The following is a 16374-nucleotide window of genomic DNA, read 5'->3' on the forward strand; positions in this document are numbered from 1 at the left end:
CAAATCAAATGGCAGAAGACTTTTATCGGTTAGCTGCCTAGAATCTCCCAAGTGAAAGTCTCCTGCTAATTCAGCACACATCAAGTTTATCGTTTTGTGATTAGAGATAAGCATGGAAACGCCCTTGCAACGTAAACAAGAGTCTATTTAAAAATTACAAATACAATCTATTCCTTACATCGAGTGATTGCCGCATATTGAATCGGCTGATGAAGTTATAGCCCGCTCAGTTGAAAGTATCGCCAAACGAGCAATTGCGTGTTTGATCATTATCCAAGTGGCATGTGATTTAAACAATCAGCAATTTGATCAAGAAGCTAAAGACTTTATCGTTGATTTGCTAAATAAATTTGAAGTATTTGATGAGCTACCCCTTAAAGAACAAAATATTTTAAATTAAGAGGTTTCTCAACAAGATGTCGTGAATATGATTTGGAAATATAAGGCTTACTAGGTTTTACTTTGGGCACTCGGAATTGTAAAAGAGCTCAATGCTCCAAATGAAATAGCAGATTGTGATTTTGCAGTTCAGGTAGTTTCTGCTTGTCGCTCATTTGATGAATTTATGCAGCAAGTTGAGTTAAGAAATCTGGATGAAATTTTAGATCAGACAGATTTGACCTATCGTTATGATTGGGCATGCGTAGATGCTCTTTTAAAACAACAAGATGCGCCTGAAAATTTAAATGCTTCAGTTGTTGTGGAACGTCATGGTGTTTTGAATTGGCTAATACAGCATGATGGAGATTGGGATAATCCAGACTTAAATACATAAAATTTAAAATATTTAAACCTAAAAATGATTTTTTCTATTAAAGCAGGTGGAAATGCTGATGTTATCTTGCCCACAAGCGTGTTGAAAAAGAGTAAACTTAGCCTTCTCTTATTCGCCTTGTGGGTAAATTGATGCGACGTTTATCGACTCAGGATCAAAATTTTAAACAGGCATTTGCTGAACTTTTAGCATTTGAAACTGTGAATGATCCTCAATTAGTACAAACTGTAGACCAAATCATTGCTGATGTTCGTCAGTATGGTGATGATCATGTACTTAAATTAACACAACAGTTCGATCGACATCCAGCGCATCAATTCTCGGATTTGGAACTGACCCAAGCTCAACTTAAAACTGCATTTGAAGGCTTAAGCACAGAAATTCGTGAAGCCTTAGAATTGGCTGCAAAACGTATTCGTTCTTTCCATCAGGCACAAAAGCAGGAAGGTTGGACTTATGTTGATGATCTGGGTAATACCTTAGGTCAGAAAGTCACGCCACTTGATCGCGTCGGGATTTATGTTCCTGGTGGATTAGCATCTTATCCATCATCTGTACTTATGAATGCTTTACCAGCACATGTAGCAGGGGTTCCTGAAATTATCATGGTGGTTCCAGCGCCGAATGGTGAATTGAATCCATTGGTTTTAGCAGCTGCATATTTAGCAGGGGTAAGTCGTGTATTTACTATTGGCGGTGCTCAAGCCGTTGCAGCGTTAGCTTATGGAACGCAAACCATTCCAGCTGTCGATAAAATTACAGGACCGGGGAACCGTTTTGTAGCAGCAGCCAAACGTGCAGTCTTTGGTCAGGTGGGTATTGATATGATCGCGGGGCCTTCGGAAATTTTGGTGTATGCCGAAGGGGAAAATAATGCTGAATGGTTGGCTATGGATGTATTGTCTCAAGCTGAGCATGATACGGTTGCACAAGCCATTTTTATTACGCCAGATGAAGCACTTTTAAATGCTGTCGAAACAGCCATTGAAAAGCATTTAAGTGAATTGCCAAAAGCAGAAATTGCTCGAACTTCGATTCAAAATCGTGGTGCGTTGGTACTAGTAAAGGATCGTGCGGAAGCGATTAAACTGATTAATCAGGTTGCTCCAGAGCATTTAGAATTATGTCTTGATGATGCTGAATTAATGAGCCAAGAGATTCGTCATGCAGGTGCGATCTTTATGGGGCGTTATACGCCTGAAGCGATCGGTGATTATTGTGCAGGTCCAAATCATGTTTTACCGACTTCGGGTACAGCGCGTTTTTCTTCACCGCTCGGCGTTTATGATTTCCAAAAGCGTTCAAGTTTAATTATGTGCTCGCAAGAGGGCGTTAAAACTTTGGCTAAAACAGCAGATGTGTTGGCAGTTGAAGAAAATCTTGATGCCCATGCACGCTCGGCACGCTATCGTTATCAATAACCAATTCGAAGAATAGATAGGGGCTGATAGAAGCCCCTTTTTTGAGATATATGGGAGTAGAACAATGACGTTTACAACTGAACAAATGCGTTTTTGGAGTCCAGAAGTTCGTGAACTTGAGCCATATGTACCAGGTGAGCAGCCTAAGATTCAGAACTTACTAAAACTTAATACCAATGAAAACCCATATCCACCATCACCTAAAGTTGTGGAAGCTGTTCAAGCAGTTTTAACTCACCAAGCCGATGCTTTGCGCTTGTATCCAGATCCAGATGCGACCGCTTTAAAGCAGGCAATTGCTAAACAGCAGCATGTTGATGTTGCTCAAGTCTTTGTCGGTAATGGTTCGGATGAAGTTTTAGCGCATATTTTTAAGGCTTTTTTTATTCAGAAAGAGCCAATTCTCTACCCAGATATTACCTATAGTTTTTATCCTGTTTATAGCCAGTTTTTTGGAACTCAGACCAAGCAGATTCCATTGAATGAAAAATTCGAAATTGATGTGTCGGATTATGAACAGGAAAATGGCGGTATTATCATTACTAATCCAAATGCGCCAACCAGCATTGCATTAGGATTAGCGCAGATTGAGCAAGTACTTAAAACAAATCCTGATCGAGTCGTGGTGATTGATGAAGCCTATGTCGATTTTGGTGCAGAGTCAGCGGTACAATTGGTCAATCGTTACGAAAATTTAGTCGTTTGCCAAACGACATCTAAGTCTCGTTCATTGGCGGGATTACGTGTCGGCTTTGCGATTGCACAAGCGCATTTGATTGCAGCACTTGAAGCTGTAAAGAATAGCTTTAATTCATACCCAATCGATCGTTTTGCGATTGCCGCAGCGGTAGCCTCATTTGAAGATCAAGCTTATTTTGAAGCGCAATGTGCCAAAGTGATTGAGAGTCGAGAAAAATTAGTTGGTGATCTCGTGGCTTTAGATTTTGATGTATTGCCATCGAAAGCCAATTTTATCTTTGTCACGCATCCTCAATACGATGCTGCTCAACTGGCTCAACAATTACGTGAGCATGGTATTATTGTGCGTTATTTCAATAAACCAAGAATTAATCAATTTTTACGTATCACAATTGGTACCGATGAACAAAATCAACGTCTAGTCGATACACTTAAAACGCAAATTTTATAATTTGTACAAAAATTTAGTTCTCAGATTTTTGCCATGTATTGAGCAAATCAAGCATGGCAGAAATTTTATCAAAGCATTCTTGGTACTCGGCTTCGGCATCAGAAGCAACCGTAATGCCGCCACCTGCCCACATCGATAATTGATCCTGATATTTTTGAATACTGCGGATTAAGATATTCCAGCAACCTGTTCCATCAAAATTAAAATAACCCAAACTTCCACAATATGCGCCACGTGGAGCACCCTCTAATTCATTAATAATTTGCATAGCGCGAATTTTCGGTGCCCCTGTAATTGAACCACCCGGAAGGGCGGACAATAACATCTGCATGGGGTTTACTTCTTTTTTTAAGGTTGCAGTGATTTCACTGACCATATGATGGACTTGGTTGAAGCTTTCAATTTCGAAAAGTTTTGTAGTTTCTACAGATCCTGTTTCTGCATAAACACTTAAATCATTACGAAGTAAATCAACAATCATCACATTTTCAGACTGATCTTTTTCAGAGCGGCTGAGCTGATCTTTAGATTGTTGGTCTTGCTCGGCATCATCAAAACGAGGCATTGTACCTTTAATTGGTCGTGTTTTAATTTTTCGATTTGTTTGAAACTCGACAAACAATTCTGGAGAACAGCTGAGTAGCTCAAAATCATGTATCTTGAGATAGGCAGCATAAGGTGCATGGGTGAGCGCCCATAAATCCTGTGCTCGATCTAATAATGAGCCTTCTGTTTTTGCAATAAACTCTTGAGTTAAATTAATCTGGTAGCAGTCACCAGCTTTGATATATTCCTGCACTTGATTAAATGCATGTAGGTATTGTTGCTTAGACCAGCGCGGATAGCATTTTTCTAATAATGAGAAAGGTGTTTTTTGAATATTGATTGATTGATTGATTAGATTTATGACATTTTGATAGATACTTTCCGCTTCATTTTCATCACTATAAAAATACCAAGCATCATCCTGAAACTTTAAAAAAGTCGAATATAGACCTAAGAAAAAACTGGGTTGATTTCGTGAGACCATGTTTATAAATTGATTTGCGCTATAGTCATAGCTAAAAAAGCCAATATATCCACCACCAAAAGTAGTTTTCATTGAACTTTGTGAATGGGGTTGAAAATTTAAAAAATCGCTAATAGGTAAGGTTGCTTGTACATTCTTATATTTATTAAATTGAGTTTTACAAAATTTTTTGAGTTCTGACTGTTCTAATACTAAAAATTCTTGAGGCAAAAAACCAATTGTCGGAGTGTGATTGTCATATAAATAAACTAAACCAGTGAGTTCATTCAGTTGTATAAGAAGGTCAAATGCAGAGGTGAGTTGCGTGTCAAGTTTTTGCTGAAAATGAGACATATAACAAAAATACATTCATATACATTTGGAAAATATAATTGTACTACAATCATCTAAACTCTACTGATATTTATCCTATAGATAAAAGTTGAAAAATATTTCTGAAATGTATTGTGATTCTGTCTACTGAAATTGTAAAACAAGTTGCAATTTTCATGAATTGGTTTAAGAAAGCGCAATTGTTTACATTTTGCAGTGATTTGGGCGGATGATAAAAGGTTTAAATAGGATATTTGACTATGATTTTCTAAAAATGCTGATTAAAAAACTATAGTGCTTTCCATATGTTAGAGCATATAAATTAAAGTGGTGCACGAAAAAAGTATTATGCCGTTTGTCGGGTTGTTTATAAAAATCGATTAACAGTAGTTGAACATAAAATAACAAACCTGTAATTTAGTACTTGCTAAACGAACTACTCAAGGATTGGAAGTTCAAGTTGTCATTAAGAAAAAAACGACCGTGGACAGTTTAGAGTAGTGAAAGTCAAAAAATAAATGCTCTTGGGAGAGTGCTCAATGAAAATGTTTACTAAACTAGCTTTAGTTTCTTCAATGGCGATTAGCGCGAATGCAATGGCTATGCAGTCAATGGATGATGCTGCACTAAGCGCTGCAACAGGTCAAGACGGTATCAATATTGGTATCGGTATCTCTAAAATTGAAATTGATAAAGTTTTAATCCACGATAATAATGGTTTGGATTCATTATTAAATGGCGGTAGCGCTGGTACTGTTTTTGCTGACCAAGCAGCGGTAGACGCTTATAACTTAGCTAACGGCACGACTCTTACTCTTACTGATATTAACCCTACTACAGTAGTTGCAGGTAGCTTGGGTGGTACAGGAAATGCGGGTGCAATCGTTATTAAATCTGATGGTAAGAGCGGTAGTAAAACTGAAAATAAAGGTATCGTAATTGAAGCGCCTGTAAATGCTGCTGGTAACGCTTATGACACAACTCGTAAATTAACTTCAGGTCTTTTAGCTGAACTTGTAATCGATACAGATGCAGGTAATGGTACTGATAATGGTGGTAACTCTGCATTCCTTAACGTAGCTGCTAAAGTATCTGGTTTAGATATCTATATCGGTGAAATTGGTGTGTCTGCTTCAAATGCTTCAGTTGTGGGTGATGTTCGACGCGGCAATAATTCTGGTAACTATAATGCAATCTTATCAGGTTTAACTTTAAAAACTGGTAAAATGGATGCAAATATTCAGCTAGGTGCTGCTCCACAAGGTGCAATGATTGTATTGAATACTACAATGTCAGGTGGTCTTGAAATTTCAAACCTTGGTATTTTAGATAATTCAACCAAAGGGAAAACTGTTGCAATCGTAAGTGGTACTCCAGTTAATACAACAGCTGCTGGTGAAATCAATCTAGGTAGTATCAAAATTAAAGATGCTAATTCTGGTACGACTGGTGGCTTAACTATGAACGCAAAAGTAAATGTATTTGGTAAGAGCGCGGTAAATAACGGCTTCTTACGCATTACAACAGGTTCTGGTACAACTTACGGTCAAGCTTTGAAAGCTGGTGATAGCCAAGATATGTACATCTCAACTGTTAAGTTAGGTAGTAAAGATGCTGGTTCAATTGGTGATGTTGAAATCCAAGGCATGACAACTTATTATAACAATGGTGCTGGTTTCAGCGCTACCAATGCGAACGAACGCGCTGGTGCTATGATCACAATCTCTGGTCACTAATTTAGTTGCCAAGCAAAAAAAGCGCATTATGCGCTTTTTTTGTTTTTACACTAATGCTTTTTTATTGATAGGGGGGATTTAATTAATATAAAATTCAGATGAAAATGTTATGCAATAGGAAGTAAAAAAGAATTAAATAAAGAATATTGTTTCTATATTGTAATGTTTATCATATTAAACTATAAAAATGAGTCTAAAGTATAAAAAAAGACAACATTTCGTCAAAAAAAACTAAAAAAAAGCTGTTTTTTTTTATAAAAAAAGGTATCTTCAACAAACAAGGATGGGGTGTTTACGAACACTAACAATAAAACGAATAAGGCAAGTTGTGCCATGGTTAGAAAAAGAGACTTATGTTAGAGATCGCTTTAGGCTCAGCATTGATGTATTACTTTACAACGCAAGCCTTCGAAATAGAAAAAAAGCCAGAGGGGACTGTGTATTACACAGAAACGTTAGATTCTCGTAACCCTTCATTTACTCGCAACCATCGTGAAGCGGTCACAATTAAACCCGCTATAGAAGACCAGTTTCGGGGGATTGTTCGTCAGGCCTATGACTACAGTTGTGGATCAGCCGCATTAACGACACTTCTAAACGGTTATGGTGGTTTGCGTCTGACCGAACAGCAAACCATGAGTGGTTTATTGCAATATGGGGAATATCAGCGAATTATTGAACGCCGTAGTTTTTCATTACTGGACATGAAACGTTTTGTCTCTGCATTGGGGATAAATAGTGGTGGTTATCGTGGAGAGTTCTCTGACTTAACTTCATTGAAGCAGCCAGCAATTGTTCCTATTACCTATGCTGGCTTTAAACATTTTGTTGTGTATAAAGCATATAAGAATGGGCGAGTGTATGTTGCAGATCCATCATTAGGCAATATTAGTTTTGATGAAATTCGCTTTAAACAAATTTGGGATAATAATACGCTTTTTATCGTTGATATTCCTGAGCAGTACCGTAAAAACCTATTAGCGCTGCAAGACTCGGATATGCGCCATGTAGAAGATGCAACTGTTAATAAATACGCGCTTGCGGAAATTCAGTTTCCGACACAAAAATTTGAACGTATGGCTGATAAGGCATCAACGATGCGTAAAGTATTAGATGCAGATCCGACCTCTGCTACTTACAATCAACCAATTACGACTTTTATGCGCTTATATTACAAGCGGAAGTAATTTATAAATCATTAAAATTAATGTATTAATAGGATGTAACGCAAAATGAAAAGTCCATGGATGAATATCAGTGTGTTGGCATTAAGTATGAGTGCAGTAACAACAACACTTTATGCTGAAGAACAGAAATCAACGGAAGTTCAGACCGAACAAACAGCGCAAGTAGATCAAGCTACAGATGCAGTGAAAGATGAGTCCAATGTAAAAGCTGGTGATAGTCAAGCAACACAAGCAGCAAATGCATTACAAAAGCAAGAAGGTGATGCGACTAAAGAAACAAATTTACAAGAAGTATTTACATCTAACGAACGTCAATATTCATTGATAAAAAAAGGTGTTATTTCTTCTTATTATGACATTGATTACACATACTATCGAGATAGTAGACTAGATCTTGCTACGGGCGATAGTACAAGTGCTTTACAACGCTTACGTGTTGAAGAAGATGCAAACCATACACTTACAAATACATTTACTACCCAATATGGTTTACTTGATAACTTGACCTTATCAGCATCTATTCCTCTTATAGCAAAAAAAGATTTATTGCAACAAAAAACTGCTGCGGGTTTGGGTGATGTTTCTTTTGGTGCTCGTTGGGAGCCATTTCCATTAAAGCAAGGTCGTCTCCCATTAGTACTTTTTGGTAGTTTATCAACGAAAACTGGTGATAGCCCTTATGAAATTGGTATTGATGAGCTGTCAACTGGTAAAGGTTATTATTCTGTTGGTTTTGGTGCAAGTACTCGTAAATACATCGATCCTGTTGTGCTTTTTAGCTCAGTATCGGCGAGCTATGGTCTGAAAGAATCTGGACTTAACCAATTACGCGGAAGCAGAGTGTTGGATAGTTTCGATCCAGGTTTAAGTGGTGGGTTTTCATTTGGCTTCGCTTACTCATTTAACTATGACGTATCACTCACAATGTCTTATCAGCAAAGTTTTAACACTGGTGCAAAATTCTACTTCAAGAATGATGAAAGTTATCAATCGGCCGATCAAAGTAGTGCCATGTTGTCATTTGCATTGGGTGTAAGGGTATCACCTGAAACAATTGTAAATGGCACGGTTGCTATTGGGTTAACGGAAGATGCGCCAGATGTGTCCTTGGGCTTGTCATTCCCACTCGATATTATAGGTTTCGGCAAAAAAGTTCGTTAAGGAGATGTAATGGTGAAATACCTAAAATTATGTCCTTTAACGGCAGCAATTTTTTTAGCTAGCTTATCTAATATTGCTAACGCACAATTAGGACAGGACTTATCTGTAGATTTACGTTCATTATCATTAGGAAATGCAGTTACTGCTGATCCACCAGGCATTAGTGCGGTACATTTTAATCCAGCAGCACTGGCGAAAATTGATGGTTTACAAACTGATGTGCAAGGTATTTTAGCTAACTTTGCTATTCAACGTGAGTATTCAGCTCCTGCTGGTTATAATGTTTTTGGTTATTCCGATGATCCATTGGTTTGTAATGACGGACCAGAAGTTAGAACTGGAATTTGTACAGATTTTAAAGGAACAGTTCACGGGGATGTTGAATACGCAAGTATTTATGTACCGATTCTTAAAAAAATCGTAGATTTAGGACCTAATGCTCCATTAGCTGCACCAACTGCAGCGATTGCTTATAAGCCACCTGGTTCCAAAGTAACCTATGCGACAGCTATGTACGCACCATTAGTTGCAGGTTTTGGCGCAGAAGATGGTAATCCAAGTAATTATATGGGCCAACAAGTTGCATTAGAGCGTATTACCTATTTATCGCCCTCTTTTGGCTATCAAGTGAATGATCATTTATCAGTTGGTGCATCATTTGGTATGTCTTACCAAGCGATCGCACTTAAAACGGATCTACGCTTTCCAAATGAAATGATTGGTGTATTGCGAATGGTAGATGAAGTGGTATGTACTCCATTTAAGGATAATGGGGATATTATCACCGATTTACTATTATTTGGTATTTGTAACGCCAAAGAAGGTATGAACCCGTTTAGTAAAGTGGGGGCAATGGATGTATCTTTAGAGCAATCATTAAGTCCAAGTTATAATTTGGGCGTATTATGGGAGCCAACCGATGATTTTAGTTTTGGTATGGTTTATCAAAGTGAAGCTAAAATGCGATTGCGAGGTAAATATTTAATTAATAATGCGACAGCTCCGCAACAACTCATAGCTGGTTTAAATTCGTCAGCGACTGGTCAAATTCTTGCGGCAATTCTTGGCTTCCCTGGGTATATTCCTAATGTGGAATCTGGTTTAGTAGCTATGGATTTTAAATATCCACAACATTTTAAAGCGGGTATAAAATATAAAATATTTCCCGACTTGCAAATGAACTTTGATCTTGGTTGGACCGACTTCGCTGCATGGGATAAGTTTAAGTTTGAATTTGATCGACAAATATCATTATTAAAGGTTGCTAAACTTTTGTCTGCTGAAGTGACGGATCGTTCTTTAGCCTTACCTTTAAAGTTCCAATCATCTTGGCGCTGGGGAATTGGTTTTGAATATTCTGCAACTGATCGATTGAAGTTACGCATGGGTTATGAGCCTCGCACGAGTTCGATTCCTGACGATAAACGAAATACGATGGTACCTATTAATAATGCTCAATTATTTGGTTTAGGTGCTGGTTATCGATTTGATCAAGATACAGATTTGGATCTTTCAATTGGCTTCTTACGGAGTCGTGATGATATTCCTGCAGATACTAGTAGCCTTGCAAATAAAACAGGGGTTGATAATATTTTATTAAACCCGTATGCAGGCCTAGATATTAAAACCAATACTAAGGTAACTTTGCTTGGTATCAGCTATAGAACAAAATGGTAATGTTAACGACTATGATAATAAAACAATCTAAGCTTGCAATATCTGTAATTTTTACTGTTATTGCAAGTACTTCGGTTGTATATGCAGATGGTTTTTATACAATTATTGGCCCTGATGGAAGACCAATGATTATTCCTAAAAAACCAACAGAAAATGAGAATAGAACAGATAAGGTTATACGTTCTAATGATGTTGATTCTCCAGCAGCATCAGAAAAAAATCTACCTGTTAGAAATAATGTTAAATTAAATTTACCAACAATATCAATGTCTAAGCAAGATGCTGTTAAGAATGCAGTTAAAATGCAATCATCTTCAGAATCAAAATTAGCTTCTGACGCAGAAGTAGTCCATCAACCAAAATCTCAAAATACTTCAAAAGAAATAATTGATGCAAATACGAATAAAAAGATAACACCAAAATTAAATGTTGCTAGTAAAAGTCTAACCAATATTGAGGCAGAATCATCTGCTTCATCTGCATTCATACAAGTAGATGGTATTGAATATGTGAATAATGAATATTTAGAAGATCAGGAATTTAATTTAGAGGGTAAAAAGCGCTTTTATACTATGCCTGATGGTACAGGACGTTTAGAGACGATAGAGCGTAAAAAAGGCGTAAGTCGATCAATTTTGGATAAAATATTAAACAAATCAAACCAGAGTCTAAATTCAATTACTTTATCTAATAATTATGTTCGTTTATCTGCACAAGATTTATCTCTGGCATTTGAGAATGATCGTTGTTTCTTAGAAAGTTATAGCAAAAATAAAACAATCAAGAGTTTAGTTCCCGAAAAAGAAATTGGCTTATGGCCTCGGAAACCTATAAAAGAAAAATTTGAATATGAATTGGTCAAGCTTGATCAAAATATTCAATATATGCAATTTGATTCTTATGCATCTAATACTGATAAACCGACATATTATTGGCCTTTAGTGATTTTTTTAGATAAGTCTGGTTGTATATTAGAAGGCGTGAGTGGATTTAAGAATCAGAAGATTCCAGCAACATTATTACAACATGCAGCCCTTCAAGGTGTAATTAAGATACCGCCTAAAAGTTATTATATGATGATGACTCCATTAGCATCAGCCGTGGATGTTCCAGAGCAGGAACTTTCAAATCAAGGACAGATTAAGATTGCTGCTTTACAGTAAGCATTAATAGGATGAACCCATGACAAATAACAAAATTTTCTTACCCTTTGCTTTAACGACATTAGTAGCATTATTACAAGGCTGTGGAGGCGAGAGTACAAAAATTAATGAAGATCCAAATAAAGTGGTTAATGGCGTCACAACTAGTACGAGTTGTACGCCTACAAGTAGTGACTGTCTACCCTTTGCCATGGATTATCCTATTTCTGGTTTAAATTTTGATTGTAGTAGCGATAAGGTAAATCACTTTGCAACTAAACTTGATTCAAATGTTGTTGGTGGAGCTTGTAAATTAGGCGACACAGCAACTTTTTATATACAAGGTAAAGATGCTAAGAAAATTAACCTTGGTATTGTGAAATTAGATGATATTTCTAAGATTAATGACTTAAGGTATCCAGTACCACGGCTTCGAGTAATTGATTTAGCAAGCGCATTGACAGGAAAAATGCCAACAGCACTTGATCCAAATGATGAGACTATTCGTGTAGCGATAGCATTAATAAAAATTTTCCATAGTATTGGTCTTGAGCAAGAAGATAACGCTTTGGGGGATATTCAACCTACTCAGATTACTAACGAAAAGAAAGATCTATTATCTCAATTAACTAAAGATATTGGTGTTGCTGAACTGAGTAATGGTTCTTACGTTGATATATTAAAGCCATGGTTAAGTGTTAGTAATGTAACAGATGAACAAGCGATGGTGCTGCTTCAGCGTCTCTTAAATTTATCGAATGCAGGTGTATGGCAAACAACAGTACCTTTCTTAAAGGCGGGTACAATTACACCTTCAGTTAAGACTCCAGATGGCTTTTTTGGTTGTAATCAATCAAATTATAATGATTGTGTAAATCCTGATAAAGGTAATGACCTTATACATTCGATGGGGGAGGTCTTTTTACTTACAGATCGACAAGGATATACAATAGGAACAGGTCAACAATGGCGAGGTCCTGCAAGTTTTATAGAGGGTAAACTTTATCCACCACTTGTATTAATTACTAAAGTCAAAGCTCAAAAAGTACAAATTAATCCTCAAAATACTTGGTTGAATCCTATTAATCGTGAAATAAACTCTAACCAACCGCTGCGTTTTGCTTTGACAACCAACCCATCAGAAGACTTAAAATTTAAGCAAGGTAAGTTGATTAATGATCATACAATCCCTGGGACAGAATATATTTATAGAGTTTTATTAAATGCTAAAGATACTGACCCTGTAAATACAGCACATTTGGGGCAATGGGAGCAAACTATAGGTGGTCAAGCTTATAATGGAAGTTTAGAAATCTATAAAGCAAACCCACCAAGTTACTTAGGTAAAGATGTTTTTAAAACCAGTACAAATGTAAAAACAAATCAGAAATATATTTTCCCTTTATATGCGACTCTAATTTTTGGTTTCTCTGATAATAGTATTCCTGACTCAGAAAAAATTAAGTTAGGGATTGTAATTGACGAAAATGGTGATATCCGAACTGATATTCGTAAAAATTCTACATCTAGTGATATGTCCGGAGAGTGTGCAAAAATCCAATCTATTAATTCAGATGGGACGATCACTGATGAGTTTGGAGAGACTCAATATCGTATAGGCTCTACAGGAGCAACCTCTTTTACACCTACAAGTAAATCAGTATCTGTCCGAGCAATTTTATCTAATCCAAAATTTGGTGTATTAAATGGTGCGATGTTTGGATTGAATGTTCGTGTTAATTATAATGAAACGATTACAGCTATTGGTGGCGCTAAAATTAATGTTCACAATTTATTAAGTGATGCCCCACAAAAGGAAATAACATTAACTGACTTTACTGAGACAAGTAGTACAGTATATTGGTCAAACACTTACGCTTATTATCAGGGTGTGTATGTAAATCTATACGATAATTTAAAAGACACGGATAAAAATAATTATGTTAAACCTACAGATGAAGATCGTAAAATGGCTAAACGCTGGACTGGTCCAGTGACTATTCAACTAGCGGATCAAAATTTAAACGCATGTAAAGCTGTTAAAATAAAGTAAGAGTTAAATAAAAAGACCGCGATAAGCGGTCTTTTTATTTAACCTGTATGATCTAAACGTGTACCTAATGTTTCTAAATGAGATGGAAATAATCCTAGTTTACGATCTGCAAAATAATGTTTTAAAGTTTGTTCTACACTCGGAAACGCGAGTTCTGCCCATGGGATATCATGTTCTTCAAATAAACGGCATTCGAGACTTTCTTCTCCAGCTCCAAAAACACCATCTTTCAATTGTGCTTTAAATAGAACATAAATTTGTCCAATACGTGGAATATTGTACATACAGTATAGTTGTTCAATATCAACTTCGGCTTCAGCTTCTTCTCGTGTTTCACGAGCAGCACCTTGTTCCATGGTTTCAAATAATTCCATGTACCCAGCAGGAAGTGTCCATAGCCCATAACGTGGTTCGATGGCACGTCGACACAATAAAACTTTATTATCCCAAATGGCTAATGCACCGCAAATAACTTTCGGATTTTCATAGTGGATATTGCCACAGTGTGTACAGACGAGCCGTGTTTTATGATCACCTAGCGGGATTTTTGCTTCAGTTTGATGTCCACACGCAACGCAAAAGCTCATAATTATCATCAGCTACAGAGATAACTCAGCATAACTGAATTTTGATCACTTCGCATCATGATCTATGATTGTGATTGAAATTTCAGTTATGATGATTTGTAAGGAAAATGAGAAAAAGAGATGAGTCATATGGAAGAACCATCGTTAATACAGCTTTTACAACAACGGTTGCGTTTTTCCAAACGAATCCAACAAGCTGATGCAGCGGTTTTAATTGCAATTACACAAGAACAGCAACCTAAGGTCTTACTCACACGTCGTTCAATCCATTTATCTCAACATGCAGGTGAGGTGTCTTTTCCAGGAGGAAAGCGTGATCCGAGTGATACCAGTAATATTGTAGTTGCTTTGCGTGAAGCACAAGAAGAAACAGCGCTTAATCCCTTCGATGTCAAGCTGTTAGGAGATTTACCGATACAACGTGCGCGTAGTGGTTTATCTGTGAAACCGATTGTAGGATTAATTCCCGCACAAGTAGATCTAATTGCCCAACCTACAGAGATAGATCGTATTTTTTTTGCACCATTGCAGCAGTTAATTGATGCACCACCTTTACCGTATGAAGTGCGTTTAGCTCGACAATCAATTTATTTTCCGAGTATGCAGGTTGAAAATGAGATCGTATGGGGTTTAACCGCTCGAATGTTAGTATCATTATTTCAGTATGGGCTAGGACATCAAAAAAAATGGCCTTTTTTAGTTAATCCTCCTCATTTTGGATTATCTAAATTCTAATCACGTCTTATTAAAATAGAGTAGTATTTTGTCATGATGTACACATATCAAGGATTGAGCCCTAAAGCATTACATGAACCTTGGGATGGCTGGATTGCACCGAATGCAACGGTGATTGGTCAAGCTGAGTTAGGTCGCCAAGTTAGTATTTGGTTTGGTGCGGTTGTAAGAGCTGATAATTGTAAAATTCGGATTGGAAATTTCTCGAATATTCAAGAGAATGCCGTTTTACATACTGATGCAGGTATTGAACTGAATATTGGGGATTATGTGACAGTCGGTCATCAAGCCATGTTGCATGGCTGTACGATTGGAGAGAATTCTTTAATTGGTATCAATGCTGTAGTTTTAAATAATGCGGTGATTGGTAAAAATTGTATTATTGGTGCAAATGCATTGATTCCTGAAGGTAAAGTTATCCCTGATAATTCTGTAGTCATGGGATCCCCAGGAAAAGTGATCAAAACTTTAGATGAGCAAGGCGCTGCACGGTTACGCTTGAGTGCTTTACATTATGCTGAATATTATAAGAATTTTTTAGTATTGGAAGAGTTTAATTTCTAATAATTACGAATTGATATAGTGTGTTTCTTGAGCCAAGTATATCCTTGGCTTTTTTGTATCTATAAAAAGTCAATAACTCGCTTAGGGCGCTTGAGTGGGGTATGATACTCGACGTTTTTTATCTCTTTTAAGCTAAGGTTTTTGCATGAAGTTGCTTGCATTGGAAACTGCAAATGAGCACTGTTCAGTTTCATTAATTGATGATGTTCAAGAACTCTATTTTCAATTAGATGAGCGACCAAAAGCACAAACGCAAACCATTTTGCCATTAACTGAACAGGCGCTATTACAGACTCAAACTCAATTGGCTGATTTAGCTGCAATTGCATTTAGTCGTGGGCCAGGTTCATTTAGTGGTGTACGTATTAATGCTGCGGTTGCTCAAGCTCTGGCATGGTCACAAGATTTGCCTGTTATTCCTGTATCAAGCTTGCAAGCATTGGCGCAAGCTGCATATCGTTTGACAGGATTACAGCAGGTTACAGCTGTTTTAGATGCGCGTATGCAAGAAGTTTATATTGCTAATTTTAGTCTAGATGAAGATGGGATTATGCATGCTGTCGATGAAGAAAAATTATTAACTTATGAACAAGCGACCGCATATCGTAAATTTACGGCGATTGGCTCAGGTTCAGAATTGATTAAGCCAAGTCAAATAGACTTGCAAGAGGTTTCCATTCTAAAAACGTCTGCAACAGAAATTCGAGCAACTGCGCAGGATATTGCAACCATTGCGCGAATTTATGCTGTACAAAAAAAATGGGTTGATGCTGAACATGCACTACCTGTGTATTTACGTGATGATGCATGGAAAAAAATTCCAGAACAAAGTAAAGCGAATTAA

The 16374-nt window shown here is 37.0% G+C and carries 13 protein-coding genes and 1 pseudogene; 12 read left to right on the top strand and 2 right to left on the bottom strand.

What is annotated here, in order from left to right; all coding sequences use genetic code 11:
- The first annotated feature begins 160 nt into the window (after positions 1–160).
- The 3 genes and pseudogenes from M5121_RS09820 to hisC all read left to right on the top strand — a co-directional run bounded on the left by M5121_RS09820 (position 161) and on the right by hisC (position 3346).
- Positions 161–775: pseudogene (locus tag M5121_RS09820) on the top strand (DUF4272 domain-containing protein).
- 131 nt (positions 776–906) lie between these two features.
- On the top strand, positions 907–2196 hold the full coding sequence (gene hisD / locus M5121_RS09825) for a histidinol dehydrogenase (RefSeq protein WP_005158794.1): 1290 nt from the start codon (positions 907–909) through the stop codon (positions 2194–2196).
- Between the two features lie 64 nt (positions 2197–2260).
- Positions 2261–3346: a histidinol-phosphate transaminase gene (hisC, locus tag M5121_RS09830; RefSeq protein ID WP_249571070.1), complete on the top strand. Its 1086-nt coding sequence runs from the start codon at positions 2261–2263 to the stop codon at positions 3344–3346.
- Positions 3347–3359: 13 nt separating this feature from the next.
- Here hisC and M5121_RS09835 read toward each other — a convergent pair whose 3' ends face one another.
- Positions 3360–4709, bottom strand: coding sequence for an anthranilate synthase component I family protein (locus tag M5121_RS09835; RefSeq protein ID WP_249571071.1), 1350 nt, complete (start codon positions 4707–4709; stop codon positions 3360–3362).
- Positions 4710–5227: 518 nt separating this feature from the next.
- Here M5121_RS09835 and filA point away from each other — a divergent pair.
- The 6 genes from filA (at position 5228) to filF (ending at position 13644) form a co-directional block, all read left to right on the top strand.
- The gene (filA, locus tag M5121_RS09840; RefSeq protein WP_249571072.1) at positions 5228–6424 is read left to right on the top strand and encodes a putative pilus system protein FilA; all 1197 of its coding nucleotides are present in this window, start codon (positions 5228–5230) and stop codon (positions 6422–6424) included.
- 353 nt (positions 6425–6777) lie between these two features.
- Positions 6778–7611: a putative pilus system C39 family peptidase FilB gene (gene filB, locus M5121_RS09845; RefSeq protein WP_249571073.1), complete on the top strand. Its 834-nt coding sequence runs from the start codon at positions 6778–6780 to the stop codon at positions 7609–7611.
- 45 nt (positions 7612–7656) lie between these two features.
- The gene (filC, locus tag M5121_RS09850; RefSeq protein WP_249571074.1) at positions 7657–8772 is read left to right on the top strand and encodes a putative pilus system protein FilC; all 1116 of its coding nucleotides are present in this window, start codon (positions 7657–7659) and stop codon (positions 8770–8772) included.
- 12 nt (positions 8773–8784) lie between these two features.
- Positions 8785–10449, top strand: coding sequence for a putative pilus system OmpP1/FadL family transporter FilD (gene filD / locus M5121_RS09855; protein ID WP_171063550.1), 1665 nt, complete (start codon positions 8785–8787; stop codon positions 10447–10449).
- Complete coding sequence (gene filE / locus M5121_RS09860; protein ID WP_249571075.1) at positions 10449–11612, top strand: putative pilus assembly protein FilE; 1164 nt, start codon at positions 10449–10451, stop codon at positions 11610–11612. The genes filD and filE overlap by 1 nt, the downstream gene beginning before the upstream one ends.
- A 19-nt stretch (positions 11613–11631) precedes the next feature.
- Positions 11632–13644 (top strand): putative pilus system protein FilF, encoded by a 2013-nt coding sequence (gene filF, locus M5121_RS09865; protein WP_249571076.1) that lies wholly within the window; start codon positions 11632–11634, stop codon positions 13642–13644.
- A gap of 38 nt (positions 13645–13682) precedes the next feature.
- On the opposite strand, the gene M5121_RS09870 is transcribed toward filF, so the two are convergent.
- Positions 13683–14231 carry an NUDIX hydrolase gene (locus M5121_RS09870; protein ID WP_005158740.1) on the bottom strand — a complete coding sequence of 183 codons (549 nt, stop codon included), beginning with the start codon at positions 14229–14231 and terminating at the stop codon, positions 13683–13685.
- Positions 14232–14351: 120 nt separating this feature from the next.
- On the opposite strand from M5121_RS09870, the gene M5121_RS09875 reads away from it, so the two are divergent.
- From M5121_RS09875 to tsaB, 3 genes are all read left to right on the top strand, one after another.
- Positions 14352–14966, top strand: coding sequence for a CoA pyrophosphatase (locus M5121_RS09875; protein WP_005158738.1), 615 nt, complete (start codon positions 14352–14354; stop codon positions 14964–14966).
- Between the two features lie 36 nt (positions 14967–15002).
- Complete coding sequence (locus tag M5121_RS09880) at positions 15003–15530, top strand: gamma carbonic anhydrase family protein (protein ID WP_249571108.1); 528 nt, start codon at positions 15003–15005, stop codon at positions 15528–15530.
- A gap of 145 nt (positions 15531–15675) precedes the next feature.
- A complete protein-coding gene (gene tsaB, locus M5121_RS09885) occupies positions 15676–16374 on the top strand; it encodes a tRNA (adenosine(37)-N6)-threonylcarbamoyltransferase complex dimerization subunit type 1 TsaB (protein ID WP_249571077.1) in 699 nt (232 codons plus the stop codon).

Origin of the sequence: Acinetobacter sp. ANC5681 (assembly GCF_023488045.1) — a bacterium.
Lineage (GTDB): Bacteria > Pseudomonadota > Gammaproteobacteria > Pseudomonadales > Moraxellaceae > Acinetobacter.